General features: G+C 43.2%; 10 protein-coding genes. 5 read left to right on the forward strand and 5 right to left on the reverse strand.

Annotated features, from left to right (window positions below; all coding sequences use genetic code 11):
* Positions 1–81 precede the first annotated feature (81 nt).
* The 5 genes from B3C94_RS15460 to B3C94_RS15480 all read right to left on the reverse strand — a co-directional run bounded on the left by B3C94_RS15460 (position 82) and on the right by B3C94_RS15480 (position 8,441).
* Entirely contained in the window at positions 82–1,275 is a 1,194-nt protein-coding gene (locus B3C94_RS15460; protein ID WP_293905204.1) for a purple acid phosphatase family protein, read from the reverse strand.
* Positions 1,276–1,340: 65 nt separating this feature from the next.
* Positions 1,341–2,993, reverse strand: a complete 1,653-nt coding sequence (locus B3C94_RS15465) for a SusD/RagB family nutrient-binding outer membrane lipoprotein (protein ID WP_293905206.1) — start codon at positions 2,991–2,993, stop codon at positions 1,341–1,343.
* Between the two features lie 14 nt (positions 2,994–3,007).
* On the reverse strand, positions 3,008–6,661 hold the full coding sequence (locus B3C94_RS15470) for a SusC/RagA family TonB-linked outer membrane protein (RefSeq protein ID WP_293905208.1): 3,654 nt from the start codon (positions 6,659–6,661) through the stop codon (positions 3,008–3,010).
* 115 nt (positions 6,662–6,776) lie between these two features.
* On the reverse strand, positions 6,777–7,757 hold the full coding sequence (locus tag B3C94_RS15475) for a FecR family protein (RefSeq protein ID WP_293905210.1): 981 nt from the start codon (positions 7,755–7,757) through the stop codon (positions 6,777–6,779).
* Between the two features lie 63 nt (positions 7,758–7,820).
* Positions 7,821–8,441: an RNA polymerase sigma factor gene (locus B3C94_RS15480; protein ID WP_293905212.1), complete on the reverse strand. Its 621-nt coding sequence runs from the start codon at positions 8,439–8,441 to the stop codon at positions 7,821–7,823.
* 411 nt (positions 8,442–8,852) lie between these two features.
* Between B3C94_RS15480 and B3C94_RS15485 the strand changes: the two genes are divergently transcribed.
* From B3C94_RS15485 to B3C94_RS15505, 5 genes are all read left to right on the forward strand, one after another.
* Positions 8,853–11,243 (forward strand): TonB-dependent receptor, encoded by a 2,391-nt coding sequence (locus B3C94_RS15485; RefSeq protein ID WP_293905214.1) that lies wholly within the window; start codon positions 8,853–8,855, stop codon positions 11,241–11,243.
* Between the two features lie 496 nt (positions 11,244–11,739).
* On the forward strand, positions 11,740–14,940 hold the full coding sequence (locus B3C94_RS15490; protein WP_293905216.1) for a SusC/RagA family TonB-linked outer membrane protein: 3,201 nt from the start codon (positions 11,740–11,742) through the stop codon (positions 14,938–14,940).
* 107 nt (positions 14,941–15,047) lie between these two features.
* On the forward strand, positions 15,048–16,751 hold the full coding sequence (locus tag B3C94_RS15495) for a RagB/SusD family nutrient uptake outer membrane protein (RefSeq protein WP_293905218.1): 1,704 nt from the start codon (positions 15,048–15,050) through the stop codon (positions 16,749–16,751).
* 2 nt (positions 16,752–16,753) lie between these two features.
* Entirely contained in the window at positions 16,754–18,682 is a 1,929-nt protein-coding gene (locus B3C94_RS15500) for a heparinase II/III family protein (RefSeq protein WP_293905220.1), read from the forward strand.
* 46 nt (positions 18,683–18,728) lie between these two features.
* Positions 18,729–19,985 carry a glycoside hydrolase family 88 protein gene (locus B3C94_RS15505; protein WP_293905222.1) on the forward strand — a complete coding sequence of 419 codons (1,257 nt, stop codon included), beginning with the start codon at positions 18,729–18,731 and terminating at the stop codon, positions 19,983–19,985.
* Positions 19,986–20,027 lie beyond the last annotated feature (42 nt).

Consider the following 20,027-nt stretch of genomic DNA (forward strand, 5'->3'; position numbering starts at 1 on the left):
AACTTTTTATTCCGTTATCAGGTAGAAGCTCACTGTTTGGCTTCAATTAATTTACAATCGCCTCATTGGTGCCAATCATTTTTATTTTTTCGACAACTCGAATGAATCAAATAACTGACCATTCAGCTTGTAACTTGAAAAATAAAGTTTATTGGCCGTCAGCCTGATCACTTGATACAATTGTGTCTGTGAGGTCGCAACTTCCATCCAGCGCTCAGAATCTGATTCATACATCTTAGGTCCCGCTACAGACAGGAGATAAATAGGTCTTTTTTTGCCCAGTCCGCCACGAGCATAGGTATGATCGTGGCCCTGAAGAACCAAATCAACCCCATATTTTTCAAAAATCGATTTGAAACGTTCCCTTAAGATCGTGTTATCACGATTTTTTGCTGTTGAATAAACAGGGTGGTGCAGCACAACAATATTCCATTTTTTGGTTGAGGACGCAAGCACCTTTTCCAACCATTTTTCCTGTGTTGCTGCAGCTGCCGAGTCCAGCATAATCAATTGTGAATTTAGAGAGATCATGCGCAGGTCCTGGTAATCCAGGTAATAAACAGCATCCTGCATACCCTCAGGTCCATTCTTCGGCAAGTTAAACTGAACTTTCCAATGCGGATCCAATACAAGTTTGCCAAGTGAATCTCGGCGGTACTCATGATTCCCCGGGGTCGGAACAGCTGGGATCATTTGATGAATAAACCCTGCTGCCTCATGCCATTCGGCCCACTCCTCGTCGGCATTCGAACGATTGATCAAATCCCCGGCATGAACAATAAAACGGGCATTTGCATCCTGCTGAAACGCACGACGAATGGCACGTGACCACCGTGAACGTAAGTCATTCTGCGCATCCCCCAAATAAATAAAGGAAAAAGCGCCCGAAAGCTCTGCTGTCCTGAATTGATTCCAAGGGCTCCAATTCGTACCGTCGCCAACGCGATAAGCATAGGTCGTACCAGGTTTTAAATCACGGAAAGTTACCTGTCCATAGGTATCCTGTTGCTGTTCTCTATCGAGCGAGATTGCTGCCCCCTGTACCATTAATGCCTTTGCTTCAAGTTCAGGACTGCCTTGCTCTTCGGCAATCTGACCGATGATTTTGCCCTCCTTAGCATTTACGCGCCAAGACACAGATTGCGTATGGCTTGGATCATCGGACCAGGTCAGCGTAATCCGATCCGGCTGTTTATACACGGTAGTTGTCTGGCTTTTGCCTTCAAATAAAGTACAGCACAAGCCAATGACAAAAAGAAGATGTTTTATTTTCATTGTAGTATTGATTTTATAAGCGATTTGATTGCTCGTTTTAATGACTTCCTATTTACGTTCAGTAATTACCATGGCTTGTTTGTTCCTTGTAGTAACCAAGGCTTTGACCATGCACTATTTTCATTATCGGCCTGTGAATACGCCGTCTTTTCAATACGTTTCAAGGCCTCTTCAGCATTTTTTTGATTTACACTCATTTCAGTCTGCATATAAGGAACACGCACAGGAAGCTTTGTACGAATGGCCGCAGGTCCTGCTTTTAGTGCAGGGTATCCCGTCCGTCTATAGTCGAACCACGACTGTGCGGCTGTTGACCAGCTTGCGATCCATTTTTGTTCAATAATTTGCGCTTGACTGTTTTCAAAACTCACCCCTTTCTGAAGGATATAATTGGAATATTCGGCCGTCTTTCCCCAACTGGTTAAAGATTCTTGAATCGCACGTTCATAGTAGGTACGGGTTGAAGCGGGCATAGTCCAGCCTTTCCAGGCTGCCTCTGCTAAAATGAAATTTACTTCTGCAGCCGAAAGCAATCTTGCCTTCAACAGATCTCCTTTTGCCGAGCGATAGCTATCATTGAGGTAAGAAACATGTGGATTGATCGATGTCTGTCCGGGCGTCGGATTGAGGTTATAAGCCGAAGGATTTTTAGAACCACTTGGAGGTAATCCAACATATTCCTTATCCGTATCAATTGGAATGCCTTTAACGACATCTGGCGACACGACACGGACTCCATTGACAATTTTATCGGTACCTGCAGGTTCGCTATTGCGGACTTCAATAGGGGTGTCGACCTTTCTTCCCCATACTGCTAAACGCGGATCGCCAAGTTCCTGTAGCCTATCGACCAAGGTCGCACACATTTTCATCCGTCTGTAGTTACTTCCACTGGCATCATATAAGGTATTGGAAGGCCAGGAGTCATTTGCATTATTTCCAACAAAGTCCATCAGTACATCATCGGTCGAACTGGTAATGAGGGGAAATTTATCCACATTGGCCACAATATTTTCAACCCCCTGTTTGGCAAAAGCCGGGGACTTTTCCGAAAGACGCATATAATACCGTAGTGCTAACGAATTGGCAAACTGGCGCCATTTCGAAGCCTTGCCCCCAAAGTACACATCCGCATTAGCCAGCACCTCATAGGAACCATCAGGTCGTGATAGAAGTTCGTTGGCTTCTTTCAATTCGTCGATAATTCCTTTATAGATAACTTCCTGGCTGTCATATTTCGGAAAATTGTATACCGCGTCTCCCAATTCTGCTTTCAACGCATCTGTATACGGTGCGTCCCCCCATAGATCACTAACCAATCCAAAGAGATAAGCTCGCATCACCAGAGAAACTCCTTTATGGAAATCTAGCCCTAATTTCTCAGCACGTTTACGCATAAGCTCATTGTCGCGTAGAAAACCATAATAGGAGTCCCAGCTCAAAATTCCTCCAGTCCATTCATAATCATTATGTGAATCGAACCAAGCATCAAATTGGGTATGCTGCATGACTCCCCCAAGATCTGAAAAGCTCAATTCATTGTATCTTTTTGCTGTTCCTGTCAATATCGTCGGCAATAACAGATTGGGATTTGCATCCTCTTCACTTACCCCATTCGGGTTGATATTAAGTTCAGTCAGATCTTTACAAGCTGAAATATTCCATACGATCCCCAAGCCAATTACCGCCATTGTGAATCTATTCAACTGATTTTTCATGATAATTTCGTGTATTAAAATGTCACATTAACTTTAAATCCAATAGGCATTGACCAGGGTGTAACATTATAACGTTCGATCCCCTGTTTAAATCCAACACCGGTTTCTGGCTGAAAGGCCATTTCCGGATCTATGCCCACTTTCGCTTTGGTCCACAAGATCAGGTTACGGGTATATACCCCTACACTGCCATTTTCTATCCCGAGACGTTTTAGCCATTTTCCCGATAAATCGTAGCTAAATGACAATTCCCGAAGTTTAATAAAAGAAGCGTCAAATGTCGCTGCATTCATAAAATCCCAAGGATAATTGTCTGAGTAAGCGATATATTTTGTTCCTTCGCCGCCAAGATTTTCTGTATATCCGGTAATGTTACCTTTATCGTCATATTGCGCGATAACACCTGGATTAAACACTCCAAAATTGCCAACCATGCCACCTACACTGATCGGATAACCACCATACTCTTCTCCTGGCCCACCAACAATGGGATAACGATTGCCTTGTACACGGACGAGGTTATTATCCACCAAATAATTGCGAAGTGTTTCGCCTGTCATTCCATTGGGATTGATCATCTGATCGAGAAAGCGCTGTGTAGTTAAGTTAGATTCAAAATAGCGGTAAGTCTGCGACATAAATTTCCCGCCAAAACGCATATCTGCAGCAATATTCATCGTCCATTTTTTATAACGGAGACTTGATTGCAACCCCATGGTGAAATCCGGATTGAAGTTGCCAATTTTATTGCGGCTATTGTTGATACGCACAGCCTGCCAGGAACCGTTTTTATCGAGAATGGGAAAACCGTAATAAGGCGATGATTGATCCTCAACTGTCACTAGCTGAGAATCGTATAGATCCCCAATTTCCTCACCAACATAGGTACGTGCTCCACCCCGGCCGTCGGTCCAGAACGTATAAAATTCTACACCCTCAGAAAGTTCATCGATACGTGTACGATTGCGGTGCCAATTGACACCCACATCCCATGACCATTTTTCCTTGGCAATAGGCCGTCCGGATAGAGCTAGTTCAATTCCTCGGCTGCTCAATAATCCAGCATTGATATTTTTTGAATTGAAGCCGCTTGAGCCCGGAAGCGTTGTCGAAATAATTTGGTTTTTGTTCTCCAGTTTATAATAGGTCCCTTCAAACTTCAGCCTGTTATTCCACAGGCCCAGGTCAAAGCCAAACTCGTAAGAGGTGGCGATTTCAGGTTTCAGATTAGGCACCAGCAGTGAACCCGAGCGTGTCAACCGCAACACATCCCCCCAGCTGCCAGGGTTACTCAGTACATTGGAGAGGTTATAGGGATAAGTATCATTCCCGACACGCGCGATACCAGCTCTCAGCTTGGCCAAATTGATACTTTTAGGTAGCGAAAAAACCTGATTGGCCAGCGCACTGAGGGATGCTGACGGATAGAAATAGGATCGATTGTTTACAGGCAGGGTACTGGACCAATCATTGCGGCCCGTTACATCAAGGTAAACCATATCCCGATAACTTAAGTTAATCAGTCCGTAAACGCTATTTATGGCTCTTTCGGAAATTGTGCTGTAGAAATCCAGATTGAGCGGACTAATATTAGCCAATGTATAGAGCCCCGGTGTGATGAGTCCAGCACCATTCTTTGATGTGTTTTGCACAGATTTACCACGGTTATAGCGCAGGTTTCCACCCAATGAGCCTGTGAACTGAAAGGCAGCCAATTTTTTGCTATACGTGGTCAGAAAGTCTATATTCTGTTCCATATTCATCAGATTAACAATCCCATAAGCACCTCTAGGTTCGTTGGTGTAACTATAAGGGATTTTTGTTTCCCTGTTTTCCCAATAGATATCCGTTGCGTACCTCAGCATAGCTGTCCAGTCGCTCTTTATGGTCCAATCTAATCTTAGATTTCCAAAAACGCGATCTCTCGTAAAAGCATTGTTCACACCATAGGCAAGAAAATAAGGGTTATTGTGATTTCCTATTGACTGCGAACGCTGTTGGATCTGCTCCTGTCCCGGCAGCCAATAGTCCTGCAAATCCAGGATATTGATATGAGGTGCAACCTCATAGGCCGCCTGCATAGGATTAGTACCCCGATTGCCTGCAGGTCTGTTGTTGGAGTTATTTCTACTGGCATCAAGTGCAAGTCCCAATGTCAGGCTCTTACGGAGGCGCATGGTCGAATTGATATTCAAGGTATTTCTGAACAGATCCGAATTGGGTATAATTCCCTTATTGGTCATATTGGAATAAGAAAAACGATAATCTAGTTTTTCACTTCTGTTGCTCAAGGAAATTCCATTGGTACTTGTGATCCCTGTTTGAACAAAGTTCTTGATATTATTTGGATAAGATTTTAATTCTGTAGGAATAGGCTTGCCATTCTCATCAAGAGGGCTATTCCATTGGACAGCTTTATAACCCTTATCCAAAGCAGGCCCCACCATCACACTTGATTCCTCTTCAATCACCAGATTACCCGGTAGATCACCCGGTCTCCAGGGCATTGTACCACTTGCAAATTTGTTGTGAAGATCAATAAATTTATAAGGAATATCGAATACTGTATTGCTCGTGACAGCAATCGTCATCTTCTCTGCATTTTTACCAGTTTTGGTCGTAATCAGCACCACACCATTTCCTGCTCGTGAACCGTAAAGAGCTGCCGCACTTGGCCCTTTTAAGATAGAGATATTGTCAATATCTTCGGGGTTGATATTGGCGATTGCGTTGCCATAATCGACTTTGTTATCATCGCCAATCTGACCAATATTATTTAAGCTATTCATCAGCGGCACACCGTCAACCACAAACAACGGCTGATTATCTGTACTCAACGACGATGCTCCCCGGATTACCATATTTACACTGGAGCCAGTCGGTCCAGTAGCGCTGATTGAAACCCCGGGTACCTTGCCAGCCATCCCCACCAGGAAATTATCATTGTTGACCCGATTGATGTCCTCACCCTTGATTTTACCGACGGCATAGCCGAGTGAACGATCCTGACGTTTGATGCCCAGCGCGGTTACAACCACCTCATCCAATTCATTGTCATCTTCGGTCAAGGTTACCGGATATACTTTCACATTGCTGGCATCGACTCTCAGACTGTTCAGCTCTTTTTTAGCATAGCCAACGTGGGTCACTGTGACATCATATACACCTGGTGCTAATTTAATGGCCACCTCACCTTGCGCATTAGACGACGCACTTTGTCCAGTCAGCGGAATTCGAACGGAAGCTCCGCTGATGGGTTGGTTTTTACGGTCGACAAGCTGTAATTTCAGGTCATACAGCTCTTGTTTATTGCCGTTTTTCACAAGGACGATGCCACCTGCAACTTTTTTCGACTTAATATTAGTCCCATTTAGAATATAATTGAGCACCTCTTCGAAACTTGCATTCCGGAATGTTTTTTCTGCAATTGAAATCCGCTCCAATTGGAGCATGTTCCTGTCGTAGCCGATAGCTTGGCCTGTTTGTTTTGATAACTGCAGTATTGCCTGAGCGGCGTTACCATTCAAGAGATGGATATTGATATTATCCCAATGTGCCGTGCTGATCCTATCCAGTCCCTTGGCCTGGCTACTGGTTACAGCACCGGAGACCATAGAACAAAGAGCAAGCTTGGTCGCAAGGCTGGTAAGCTTAATTATTTTATACATATATTTGTATGAATGTTTTAAACATGAATATTCAGGTGCTCACTGGTCGATTTAGCGGTTTGCCAGGTGAGCACTTTTCTTGAGCAGATAAAAGATGCTGATCTACCCCTACAGCTTATTTGTATAAGATTATTTCATTTTTCTCCCTCCTAAATTTGATTTGATGAATGCTGCAAACGATATTCAGCACTTGATCTAACGACTGTACCTGAGGTATCATCAGCGAATAATTGAATGTATCTGTAGCCAGATTATTGGCAACCAGTACAACAGCATAACGGTTATAAATAATTTCTTTCAGCTCCTCGAAACCGACATTATTCAGCAGCATTCCGCCATGTGTCCAAAGATTGATGGATGCGGGATCCTTATCGAAGGTTTCAAAGTGATTTTTAGCCAAGTTATACCGCACAGCCTTACCTGGCGTGAGAATATGATTCTCCCCATTTTTTTCACTTGAAACACTTACGCGTCCAGTTTTAACCTCGACAGTCACCTGTTTAGCAGTCATCGAATTGTTTACGTTGAATGACGTTCCAAGAACTTCTACGGAAACACTGCCTGTTTCTATCTTAAATGGATGTAAAGCATCCCTTTTGACCCGGAAGAAGGCTTCGCCCCGATCTAAGAAGAATTTTCTATTTGACACAAAGCTTTTACGATCATAGTGAATACGTGCGTTTCCATTCAAAAAAATAGATGTTCCATCAGGCAGTTGGATTTCTTTCAATTCACCTGCTTTGGTCACCATTTCCGTGAGCGCTGTGGCGCTCTCCATTCGCTTCGGAGAAAGAAACAAGGGGTTATGCTGCAACAATAACAGACTGCCAGCAGCCAGTATCAGAATAGCTGCTGCTGCAGATCGCCGAATAAGTTTTCTAACCGGCATCTTTTTGGTCTTGACAGATGGAGCGGTTACTCCAACACGAAGAAATAGTTCATGCCTGATGCTATCCCGATGATTTGCATCTGTGAAAGGATCAATATCTTCATTTGAAATGGACTCATACCAGCCGTCGACACGATCTTTCTCCTCGTCGGTCAACTTTCCGCCAAGGTAATCTGCTATGATAAGTTTAAAGCGCTCTAAATTCACTTGTATTAATTTTTATACTAATACAGGTCAGAACACAGAAAGTACTTTAATTAAATATGTTTTTTATATTAAATAATAATGAAGTAAATAACTGCCGGCCAACGCTAAAAAGATAGAATCGTGGTTTGCAAATCGCTGTGTTAAGTCGTTACGCATCATCTTCTTGGCTTCGGACAAGTAGTTTTTGACTGTTTGTTCCGCAAGATTAAGTTCTTTCGCAATTTGTGCGATGGAACAATTATCGGAACGCATCAAATAGACAGACTGCATCAATTGAGGTAATTTGCTGATCGAGTCCTCCACAATAGCTTCCAGTGCCTGATATCTGGCGAATGCCTGCGTGTCCAAATTTGAAAAAGACTCCATGCGTTCCACTGATTTCTCCAGCACCTGTTTCCGTACACGTTCGGTGGCGTAGTAATTCAGTATCCTGTTTTTAAGTGCTTTATGGAAATAAAATTTTATGGAATCGTATTCACTGTTGATCAGTGATCGTTTTTCCCAGATATGGATAAAAACTTCCTGCACAAGATCCTTAGCCTGTGCCTCTTCCTGAAGATGGCGAAAAGCAACAATGTATAGATCCTCCCAATACAGCTCAAAGAAATAGGTAAAGGCGGTAGGGTCACCGTCTTTAAAACGCAATACATAGCGGTTATCTACATTGGCTTCGGTAGTTTTCACTTGACAAAGATAGGCTCGCTAGATTATCAAAATGTTAATTTTTGAGGAAACTTTTACTTGAATATACTATGTAGTCCAATTTGTATAAAAGCATCTGCCTAATTGTTAATAAACATGTTAACTTTCTAATACAGAGAAGATATTTTGTTAAAAACATTTGCAATGTTTTATTTTTTCAAGTTTAGACAATAGCGCTAACGTCAAAACAAAAAAATGTTGACAACTATGTTAATTCACTTATAATCAATAGTATCTTTGTTAATAACTATTCATCGAAAAAGCACCTAAAATTTCCCCTGGAGCTTTTGAACCAAAGCTGGATCAGTCAGCTCAGCGGAGCGAGAAACAAAAATGGAAGAGAGCTAAGGGTAAACAGAAACTCAGCTGTCATAAAGATAAAACTAATCTTTTATGAAACTATCGCCAATCTTACTCATTGCGCTATCGCTTCAGGCAGGACTTACATTAGCCCAGCATCCAGCATCACCGAAGATCAAAAATCAGACAGTGACCGAAACTGTCAAAGGAACAGTTATAGATAAGGACACCAGACTACCTCTTGCAGGTGCGACCATTGTTATCTCATCCAATGATGGCACAAAATCGGCAAGTACAGACACACAGGGTATATTCCGACTACAGAAAGTTCCCGTCGGGCGTCAACAGCTTCAAGTTCGCATGGCCGGTTACAAACCAGAAGAATTCTCCGAATTACTCATTACCAGCGGCCGGGAGAATACGATCAACGTAGAAATGGAGTCGCAAATAAATTCATTGAACGAAGCTGTTGTCTATGCCGATGCCGGAAAACAGCCGCTCAATCAAATGGCGATGACTAGTGGGCGCTCATTTTCGCCCGAAGAGACAAATCGTTATGCAGGAGCTTTTTTTGATCCTGCCCGTATGGCACAGAGCTTTCCCGGTGTTGCTGCAGGAGGCGATGATAATGAAATTATCGTTCGAGGGAATTCCCCTAAAAGCTTACAATGGCGGCTGGAAGGTATCGAAATTATCAACCCCAATCATTTCGGAGCCGAAGGCGCTGCAGGGGGCGGGATCAGTATGCTCAATACCATGGTATTGGGAAAATCTGATTTCTACACAGGCGGACTTGCTGCGGAGTATAACAATGCAACGGCAGGTGTTTTTGACCTCAGGTTTCGCAGAGGAAATACCGATAAACGTGAATATACTTTCAATGTCGGCGTTTTGGGCGTAGGAGCAACTTTGGAAGGGCCTTTCAAAAAAGGAAGTGACGCCTCCTATTTGATTAGTTATCGCTATTCTTCGTTGAGCCTTTTGGAAAAAGTAGGAGTAAAAGTTTCGGACACAGGCGTCCCCAAATATCAGGATCTCTCTTTCAATTTTGTATTTCCGACAAAAAAGGCCGGAACTTTTTCCTTATTCGGTATAGGCGGATTAGGAAAGCTCAAACAGACTGCAGAGCGCAATTACGAAAAATGGGAAGAACGAACAGATGCCCAGGATCTGGACTTAAAATTCAACGCCGGAAGTGCAGGACTAAAACATCAATATATTGCGAACGACAGATTGTATTTTACCAATATCGCTTCTATGTCCATTAGCCGGAACGCCAACACGACCGATACCTTAACACGAGACTATGTTTCAAGCCTCTATCACAAAGACAAATTCACGAATACAGCCATTCGCTATGCGGGTACGTTAAATTATCGTGCCAACAGTAAAAACACTCTTAGAGCAGGTTTAAATGCAAGCTTATTACGTTATGACCTCTACGCGCTAACCTACGACACCGAACTTGCCACCTTGCGGGAGCGCATTAAAGAAAATGGAAATACAAGTACATATGATGCTTTTGCACAGTTAAAAACAGTTTTGAACGATAAACTAACGCTAAACACAGGAGTACATGCCAATTACTTTGCCTTGAGCAAAACTTGGGCTTTCGAGCCAAGGCTCGGCCTAAACTGGCGCGTTGCAGCAGATCAAACCATTTCCTTTGGAACAGGTCTTTATAACCGATTGGAGCCTTTGGCTTACTATTTTGCCAAAAGTGGCAATCAGACAAGCGCTGAGCCAAACAAGCTCCTTTCTCCTACTCGGTCTGCTCAAGCCGTTATCGGCTATGAAAAGAACCTGAGCAGAACGCTCCGATTTAAAACAGAAATATATTACCAGCACCTCTATGATGTTCCGGTATCGACTGACCCTGAGGTAAACTTCTCCTTACTCAATGTATCGGATATTGCAGCTATTGGCACCTCAAGCTACCGGCAGCTTGTCAATAAAGGAACCGGGAAAAATTACGGTATTGAGCTCACGCTAGAGAAGTCATTAAGCCAGGGCTATTACTTTATAGCAACTACCTCCCTGTTTGATTCCAAGTTCAAAGCGCTCAATGGAAAGGAATACAATACGACATTTAATACACGTTATATTGGTAATTTGCTTTTGGGAAAAGAATGGGCGGTTGGAAAGAATAAAAGTAATCTGTTCGGTCTTAATACCAAATTAATCTATGCAGGTGGAAGAAAATATTCACCAGTTCTAGCGGAAGAATCGCTCCGTCTGGATGAAGAAATTATTGACCAAGATCGCATCAATACACTAACCGCAGCTCCTTATGTAAGGGTTGATTTTTCCTCGAGTTATCGTATTAACCGGAGAAAGGTGAGCCACTTGTTTATATTAGACATTCAGAATCTCCTCAACAGAGAAAATACGGTTGGAATGCATTATAATTTCAGTAAACGTATCATTGAACCGCAAAAATGGACCGGTATTATTCCAACAATTAACTACCGCATTGAATTCTAATACAGATTGCAACAAACCTAATCAAAAGAGCTACATCCAATCGTCTGTTTCCAAATAATAAGCTTTGGAGACAGACGATTGGATTGATCAAACGGGACCAATTCTTCGAACGGCAACAGCAAATTCTTGCTTTAGCACCCTGCTAGAAACGATAACCTATCGAAATACCTAAGGAGCGGTTGCGTATAGAACCTCCGGATTCATAATCGCCCCATTTTGCAACCAAATTGGCTATACCTTTCTGGAACTCCATATCAACAAGATAGTGTCCCTAAAATGAAAATCCTTTAAGTACGCTACATCAACCTTCGGATTATTGATCCGAGTACGCCCTGAAGTTTTACATTGTTAAACTAATATTATCCATAAATTTTGAGGTTTTTAGGCCAGCTTTTACGAAAACGATTGCGAAAAAACACCGTTTTTGTTCCCTACCAATACTGTAAATTCACTTTATAGAAAATTCAATTTTCAGACCAATTAAATCTAAAAGCCTATGATCAAGATCAAGAACGCATCCGTTTCGAAAAATCGTTGGATGTATCCGGCAATACCATTATCCTGCCTGTTGGTCGTATCCAATCTGGCAACACAAGCCACACCATTTGCACCTGTTATAACTAGCAGCAAACTTTCCATGGCCATCCAGCAGACAACCTTTCGGGGTAAGGTTGTAGACAAAGATGGCAAAGGCATTGCCAATGTCACCGTTCAGGTTAAAGGAACCAATACCGCGACTTCTACCAGTGCAAGCGGTTCATTTGAAATCAAGAGTCAGCAGATCGAAGCAACATTGATGTTCACCAGCATCGGTTATAAAAGTATCGAAAGCAGGGCGCAAGCTGGAAGTCTGCTTACCATTACCCTGGATAGTGAATCTAAGGGACTTGACGAAGTTGTTGTTGTCGGTTTCGGTACACAGAAAAAAGAAAATGTAACCGGTTCCGTTTCTTCTATCCAGATGTCCGAAGTTGTGGAAAGCAGACCGGTCACGTCCTTATCTGCGGGCTTGGCTGGACAAGCACCGGGATTATATGTTAATCAGGGGTCTGGTAGACCGGGCAGCGATGGGGGTACACTTCGTGTTCGTGGACAAGGAACGCTCAATAATGCTAATCCGCTTGTCGTGATCGACGGTGTTATTGGCGACATGAACCTAATCAACCCACAAGATGTAGAAAGCATATCAGTTTTGAAAGATGCTGCTTCTGCTTCGATTTATGGTTCGAGGGCTGCCAATGGTGTTATCCTTATTACAACGAAAAAAGGTAAATCAGAGCAGTTTAAGGTTATTTATAATAATTATTTCTCAAGCCAGAAACCATCCAATACCATTGGAATGGTTTCCAACTATGCCAATTACATGGAACTGATCAATGAAGGTTACCGTAATGGCGATCCGAATGCCAAGCCTATATTTTCCCAGGAGAAAATCGATCTTTGGCGGCAAAACGCAGGACAGGACCCATTGAAATATCCAAATACAGACTGGGTTTCGGACCTTTTCCAGAACAAAATCAGCCAAAACCATAACCTTTCCTTTACCGGAGGTAGTGACAAAATCAAGTTCTTTGGCTCCTATGGTCTCCTCAACAACCCTGGAATCATCGAACAGGCAACCTATAAACGTCATACCGGACGTATTAATCTAGAAGCTGATGTAAAACCCTGGTTAACTTTGGGAGCCAATATCAATGCTGTCGTTTCCAAAACAGATATTGGTACCAACATCATCGATGATGTATTTACTTTTGCTGCAGCAAGTACCCCAGGAATGGTACTTCGTGCGCCGGATGGACGGTTTGGTTCACCAAACAATCCGGAAGATGACCCACAGTCCAACAATGTGCTCCACCGCCTTTATGCGCAGAAAGGTAACATCAACAAAAACCGTTTCGTGTCACGCTTTTACGGAAAACTGAAACCTATCGAAGGACTCTCTATTGAGGGATCATACACCTATACATATGATGACGATTTCGTTTATTCCCAACCGGTATTCAATGACCGCTGGAACTTTTTGACCAATACAATTGCCTCGGCGGGTACGGGCCGTTCTTCGGTTACCAACGAATCCATCAAATCCTACCGTTACTACATGGATGGAATTGCCAAATATAAAAACAAGCTGTTTGAGAAATTGAACTATGAGGTCATGGTCGGTGCCAGCCAGGAGTATTTTAAAGATGGCTGGTTTGCGGCCTCCAAATTGGATCTTGTAGATCCTTCGCTAACGGTGCTGAATGCGGCAACGATGGATGCCTCGGCATCTGGAAACATCACCGATTGGGCGATGCGTTCCTTTTTCGGTCGAATCAACCTGTCTTGGGATGACAAATATCTTTTGGAAGCAAACTTACGTACGGACGGTTCATCACGTTTCATGACTGGAAAAAGTAGATGGGGAACATTCCCCTCAGCGTCCTTTGGCTGGAAAGTTTCTTCAGAAGACTTCTACGATATCAAATGGATGCCCAGCTTGAAATTCCGTGCTTCCTATGGTGCCTTGGGTAACAACGGAACCACCGATGAGTCTTTCCGTAAAAACGCGACAATAAATAACTATGAATATCAGGCTCTTTATAATCCAGCAAACTATGTATTAAATAACCAGCTCTATGTGGGATTTGCGCAGACGGTATTGAGCAATCCCTTCCTAACTTGGGAAAATACCTATATCCTCAATGCAGGTTTGGATTTTGATCTCTTCAACTACAAACTCGGCGGTTCCATTGACGTCTTCAATAAAGTAACGGATAATATCTTAATTAATCTTCCGGCTCCGCTGGTCGTTGGGAATGCAACAATACCGCGCACCAATGCAGCGAAAGTACGTAATAATGGGATCGAGCTGAATTTGACTTACCGTGATAAAATTGGTGACAACTTTAAATTCAATATTGGCGGCAACTTTACTTTCATCGACAATAAAGTGGTCAAGTTTAAAGGCAATGACAAGTCTATCTCAGGATCCAATCTACTTCAGGAAGGCTATGCCATCAATACCCAGTATATCCTGTTGACCGATCGCATTTTACAGACGGATGCGGATATGCAGCTGGTACAGCAGATGATCGACAATGCGCCAATCGATCCGACTACCAATCAAAAAGTCAATCCATTTGCATCTTATGGCACCCCAAAAAAAGGAGATCTTTTATATAGAGACACCAACGGTGACGGTATCATCAACGACAATGACCGGGTCCCTGTTGGGCATGGCACAGCTCCCCGTATGACCTATGGTTTTAACATGGGATTCGATTATAAAGGATTTGATTTCTCCGTCTTCCTACAGGGAAATGCGGGCAACAAAGTGGTCTGGACAGATGGCTATTACACACCTACAGTTCGCTGGGGTTACCAGATCAATCAGGAGATTGCTGATGGCCGATGGACCGAAGGTGCAACAGATGCCAAGTTTCCGCGATTGCTGCCGTATACGGATACAAGAAATACCAAAAACAGTGATTTCTGGCTGCAGAACAAAGCCTTTATCCGTGTAAAAAATATCCAGTTGGGTTATACCATTCCAAACGATATCACCAAACGGATACAGCTACAAAACCTACGTGTATTTGCGTCGTTGGAAAATTTCTGGACGATTACCAAATATAAAGGTTTTGATCCGGAGATCAGCGGCACTAATTATCCGACAATGAAACAAGCCGTCTTTGGAGTTAGCTTATCTTTTTGATAAAGCAACGGGGTATCCCTGCAATAGATAAATTATGAACAATAGTTGAAAAGGCCGTTTGAATGCCTTTAAACATAAAACATATCATGAATAATTAATTAAATCTCATGAAAAAGATTTCACTACTCATAGCCGGATGCATTGCATTATCATCTTGTTATAAGCTTGATACCAACCCTTATAGCCAGGTAAGTGCTAGCACATTCTGGCAAAACGAAGACCAGGCCTTAGCCGGCGTATTAGGTTGTTATAATGACTTAAAGAAAGAAGCCACCTTTGGCTTGCAGTTTTCCTACGATGGGCTCACCGATATCGGTCTGGGCTATGATCCTCCCGGTTTGGGCGAAGTAATCAGCGGTACATTTACGGACCGCTCGTCAATTATTGTAGATAGATGGCAGGCAGGTTATGATCTCATCCAGCGGTGTAATCATGCGATCGCACACATTCAGCCTATGACCATCGATAAAGCAAAACAGGAAGGTTTTATCGCCGAAGCGAAGTTCTTACGGGCACTGATGTATTTCCAGCTCACCAATCTGTATGGTGCCCTGCCGATATACGATGAAACTGTCGACTTAAACAAAGACTTTGCAGATCTTAAAAACAGTCGTTCATCTGTAGAAGATGTCAATAAGTTTATCCTCAATGACCTGAATTATGCGATTGAGAAATTGCCGGTAAACTACGATGCAAAATATTACGGGCGGATCACCAAAGGTGCAGCCTATGCGTTAAGAGGGAAAGTAGCCCTTTACAATAAAGATTGGGCCGGAGCGATCCGGGATTTTGAAGAGATTGTTTACAACAAGACCAATACCTATGGCTATAGTTTAAGTACAAGCTACTCCGCTTTATTCACCATGGATGGCGATCAATCGGCAGAGATGATTTTTGCGATTCAGAATATGGGCGGCACCGGATTCCCCTATGGGATGCCCATGGCCTTCTATATGGGAACACGTTCGACCTTTGGTAGCGACTGGAACAACTGTATGCCGAGCACACGCCTTGCAGACCGTTACGAAAACCGCGATGGAAGCCCCTTTAACTGGAATGATTATTTCCCCAACTATACCACCGATAATGCGGTCAAAAAACAAGCGATGGAGTCTACGCAATCAGGTGGCTCGCTGACCAAGGTACCCGATACAGCGAAATTGCGCCAGATCTATGCAAACCGCGACCCGCGGATGAATCAGACACTTATCGTTCCTTATTCGCATTACCTGGGGTGGAATGCCAATAAAGAACGAGATATGCAGCTGATTTTGGCAACCGGTGTGAACGAAAACTTTGGTCAGATTCGCAACAACCGAGGCTGGTATACCTATCTATGGCGGAAATTTGTTCCTGAAGGGAACCTAAAAGGCGCTATTACCGATCGTGCACATACACCAATCAATTTCCCGATCATTCGTCTGGGCGATGTGCTGCTAATGCTTTCGGAAGCGTACAACGAATCCAATCAACTGGATAAAGCGATTACCGAACTTAACAAAGTACGTACACGCTCTAAAATGCCAGCACTAAATAGTGGCAGCTCATTTTTGGTTGTCGGCAGCAAAGCAGATATGAGTAAACGTATCCAGCACGAACGGGCCGTAGAACTAGCAGGTGAAGGATGGCGTTATTTTGATCTTAAGCGCTGGAACCTCTTAGAAAGCGTTTCCAAAGATTACATCGAAAAAAGTATTACTGGAGACAATCTCGTCACCCGGGGTTACCAAAGCCGTCATAAGCTTTGGCCAATACCAGGGCAAGAGATTGAAATGAACCCGGCATTACTGCCGCAAAATCAAGATTGGTAATTATGAGAATTTACTTAATCCTACTATTTTTCCTGAGCAGTTTTTCTTTCCAAAGACTGCTAGGGAAAGATCTGAACCTCCTAACAGGAGCTTTTAAACAAGAGAACCTGAAAGCCAGTCTAGGCAATGACAAATCTTGGGTTCCCTACCCGGCTTATTCCGACCGTTTAGCCTGGGATAAGCTGATGGCTCCCTTTAAAGACCGCGTGATCAAAAAGGGAAATGAAGCCCTGAATTACCAATGGCAGGTCGTCAAAGCGACTGACTACCTCGAATATGAGCGTTCGGGCAACCGTACCATGATGGAAAAGCCAATGAATGAAAACTGCACTGCGCTAACTAATCTCCTTTTAGCTGAGCTTGCTGAAGGACAGGGACGCTATGTGGACCAGATCCTAAATGGTAGCTGGCAGTTGACAGAAATGGCCACATGGTCTCTCTCGGCACACCTTGGGGCCTTTCAGTCCAGTAAGCGATCATTGCCGCAAGAGCGCACACAAGTAGTCGATCTGATGGCCGGTGATGTCGGTTCCCTCCTCTCTTGGATTCATTATTTCTTCCGCGATACGTTCAATAAAATCAATCCCGAAATCAGTATTCGTCTAAAACAACAGATCCAACAACGTATCATACAACCCTACCTGGACCGCAACGATATGTGGTGGCAGGCATTTGAACTCAAAGAAGGGCAACTGGTCAATAACTGGAACCCCTGGTGCAACTTCAATGTCCTTACGGCACTACTTTTAGTAGAGGATAATCCAGATATACAGCTTGCAGGAATTTATAAAACCATGTCTTCTGTAGATCGCTTTATCAATTATGTCAAAACAGATGGTGCCTGCGAAGAAGGCCCTTCGTACTGGGGCCATGCTGCGGGCAAGCTGTACGATTATCTAAAAATACTTTCATTGGCAACTCAGGGCAAAATTAATATTTTTGATAAACCGATTATTCGGGATATGGGTGAGTATATCGCACAATCCTATATTGGTGGCGATAAATGGGTGGTGAATTTTGCTGATGCTTCGGCAAAAGGTGGTGGCGATCCACTATTGATCTTTCGTTATGGACAGGATGTTAACAGCAGTGAAATGATGCAATTTGCCCGATATATGGAAAATCTCGGTGACAAAAATGCCAATTTCAAACCTTCACGGGATATTTTCCGCGCCTTCGAAGATCTGAGGTGTTATCCACAGCTGGAAAACGTGACAGCTGCACTTCCGCAAAACAGTTATAAATGGTATCCAGAAACACAGTTTATTTACCTGAAAAAGGGGGCATTCTTCTTTGCCGCAAAGGGAGGTTTCAATAACGAAAGTCATAACCATAACGATGTAGGGAGTTTTATCTTATATCAGAACCAACAACCACTGTTCATTGACGCCGGTGTCGGCACCTATACCAAAAAGACCTTTAGCGATGACAGATACAGTATCTGGACGATGCAGAGTGCTTACCATAATGTTCCGATGATCAATGGAGTAGACCAATCTTTTGGAAAGGAATATAAAGCTGAAAATGTAGCATTTCTGCCTGCACAAAATAGATTCCAACTTGATATTGGAAAAGCATATCCGAAGTCAGCGAATGTTGAACACTGGAATAGAAGTTACACCCTCGTACAAAATGGACTGGACATTCAGGATGAGTTTAAAATCACAGGTCCTAAGCAAGCCAATATCATCCATTTTCTGGTTGCTCAGGAACCAAAAATTGGCAAAGGGGAAATCCTCCTCAATAATGGGCACGCAACCCTACACTTTGATGCCGGACAGTTCACGGCGAGCTACGATGTCATTCCTCAGGATGACCCACGTTTGAGTCAGGTATGGGGTAAGGAACTCTATCGCATCACACTTACTGCCAAGAGCATCAAACCCACGGGAAAATATACGTTTACGATCCGACAAGAGGCGATAAAATAAGAAAGAGTTAAGAATATTAGGTAACTTACTAAGAATATAAGCCGTTATGAATAAAAGAAAACCTGGTCTAAGAACCTTATTTGTGGTCGCTTCCAGTCTGATCACATTGAGTTTTACGAATCAAAACCCAAACTTTATTGATGCAAGTTTTAAAGCCGCTGAAAAGCAATATCAATTTTTAGAACAAGCAGCAGAAAAGCAGCACAAATTTCCACGCACATTGAGTCCTGCAGGAAAACTGGTAGGGACAGACGAATGGGATTGGACCGGCGGTTTCTTCCCAGGGTCACTGTGGTATATCTACAACCATACCCATAACAAAGAGACCGAAGCTGCGGCCGTCAAATGGACAGAGGCACTTGAAAAAGCCAAAGACCTTGATCAACATCATGATATTGGTTTTGTGATGTATTGTTCTTATGGCAATGCCATTAAATACCTCAAAGATCCCAAAAAAGTTGCCGCTTATAAGGACATCCTCATCCATTCGGCCAATACTGCACTCAAGCGTTATAATCCGCAGGTAGGTGTCATCAAGTCATGGAATGAGAAGAAGTCCTGGGACGGGAAGACCTTATGGAAATATCCGGTCATTATCGACAACATGATGAACCTGGAAATGTTGTGTTATGTGTCCGACCTGACTGGAGATGCCAAATATAAGGATGTAGCCATCAGCCATGCCACCCAAACCATGAAAAACCATTTTCGTAAAGATTATAGTACCTATCATGTGGTCGATTACGACGCCAATGGCCATGCGCTCCATCAACAAACGAACCAGGGCTATGCCGACAATTCAACCTGGGCACGCGGTCAAGCCTGGGCTATTTATGGATTTACCATGATGTACCGGGAGACCAAAAAACCAGAATTTCTCAAAACAGCAAAAGCGGCGGCAAAGTTTTACATGACCCATCCGAATCTTCCAAAAGATAAAATTCCGTATTGGGATTTTAATGCCGGAAAACCAGGTTATAAATCGGATGCTGATTTTTCTTCGTTAAAATTGAATTTCGTACCTCGCGATGCCTCAGCTGCAGCCATTGTTGCGTCTGCACTGATTGAACTCTCGACAATGACCACTGGCACCGAAAGCAAATCCTATTTGACATTTGCTCAGGAAAGCCTGAAAACACTATCAGGAAACACCTATTTTGCCAAATATGCAAGCAATGGCGGTTTCTTACTGCAGCATAGTGTCGGTAGCTTACCCCATCATTCGGAAATCGATGTTCCGCTGATCTATGCAGATTATTATTATCTGGAAGGTTTGACACGGTTGGAGCAGTTCAAAAAATAAAAATACAAAGGAGAGATACCTAACATCTCCCCTTTGTATTTT

Origin of the sequence: Sphingobacterium sp. UBA5670 (assembly GCF_002420705.1) — a bacterium.
In the GTDB taxonomy this organism is placed as follows: domain Bacteria; phylum Bacteroidota; class Bacteroidia; order Sphingobacteriales; family Sphingobacteriaceae; genus Sphingobacterium.

What these genes read in the sequence shown, in the direction of transcription:
- B3C94_RS15460 (WP_293905204.1), bottom strand. Translation starts at nt 1,275, where the DNA reads ATGAAAATAAAACATCTTCTTTTTGTCATTGGCTTGTGCTGTACTTTA.
- B3C94_RS15470 (WP_293905208.1), bottom strand. Translation starts at nt 6,661, where the DNA reads ATGTATAAAATAATTAAGCTTACCAGCCTTGCGACCAAGCTTGCTCTT.
- B3C94_RS15505 (WP_293905222.1), top strand. Translation starts at nt 18,729, where the DNA reads ATGAATAAAAGAAAACCTGGTCTAAGAACCTTATTTGTGGTCGCTTCC.
- B3C94_RS15500 (WP_293905220.1), top strand. Translation starts at nt 16,754, where the DNA reads ATGAGAATTTACTTAATCCTACTATTTTTCCTGAGCAGTTTTTCTTTC.
- B3C94_RS15490 (WP_293905216.1), top strand. Translation starts at nt 11,740, where the DNA reads ATGATCAAGATCAAGAACGCATCCGTTTCGAAAAATCGTTGGATGTAT.
- B3C94_RS15465 (WP_293905206.1), bottom strand. Translation starts at nt 2,993, where the DNA reads ATGAAAAATCAGTTGAATAGATTCACAATGGCGGTAATTGGCTTGGGG.
- B3C94_RS15485 (WP_293905214.1), top strand. Translation starts at nt 8,853, where the DNA reads ATGAAACTATCGCCAATCTTACTCATTGCGCTATCGCTTCAGGCAGGA.
- B3C94_RS15495 (WP_293905218.1), top strand. Translation starts at nt 15,048, where the DNA reads ATGAAAAAGATTTCACTACTCATAGCCGGATGCATTGCATTATCATCT.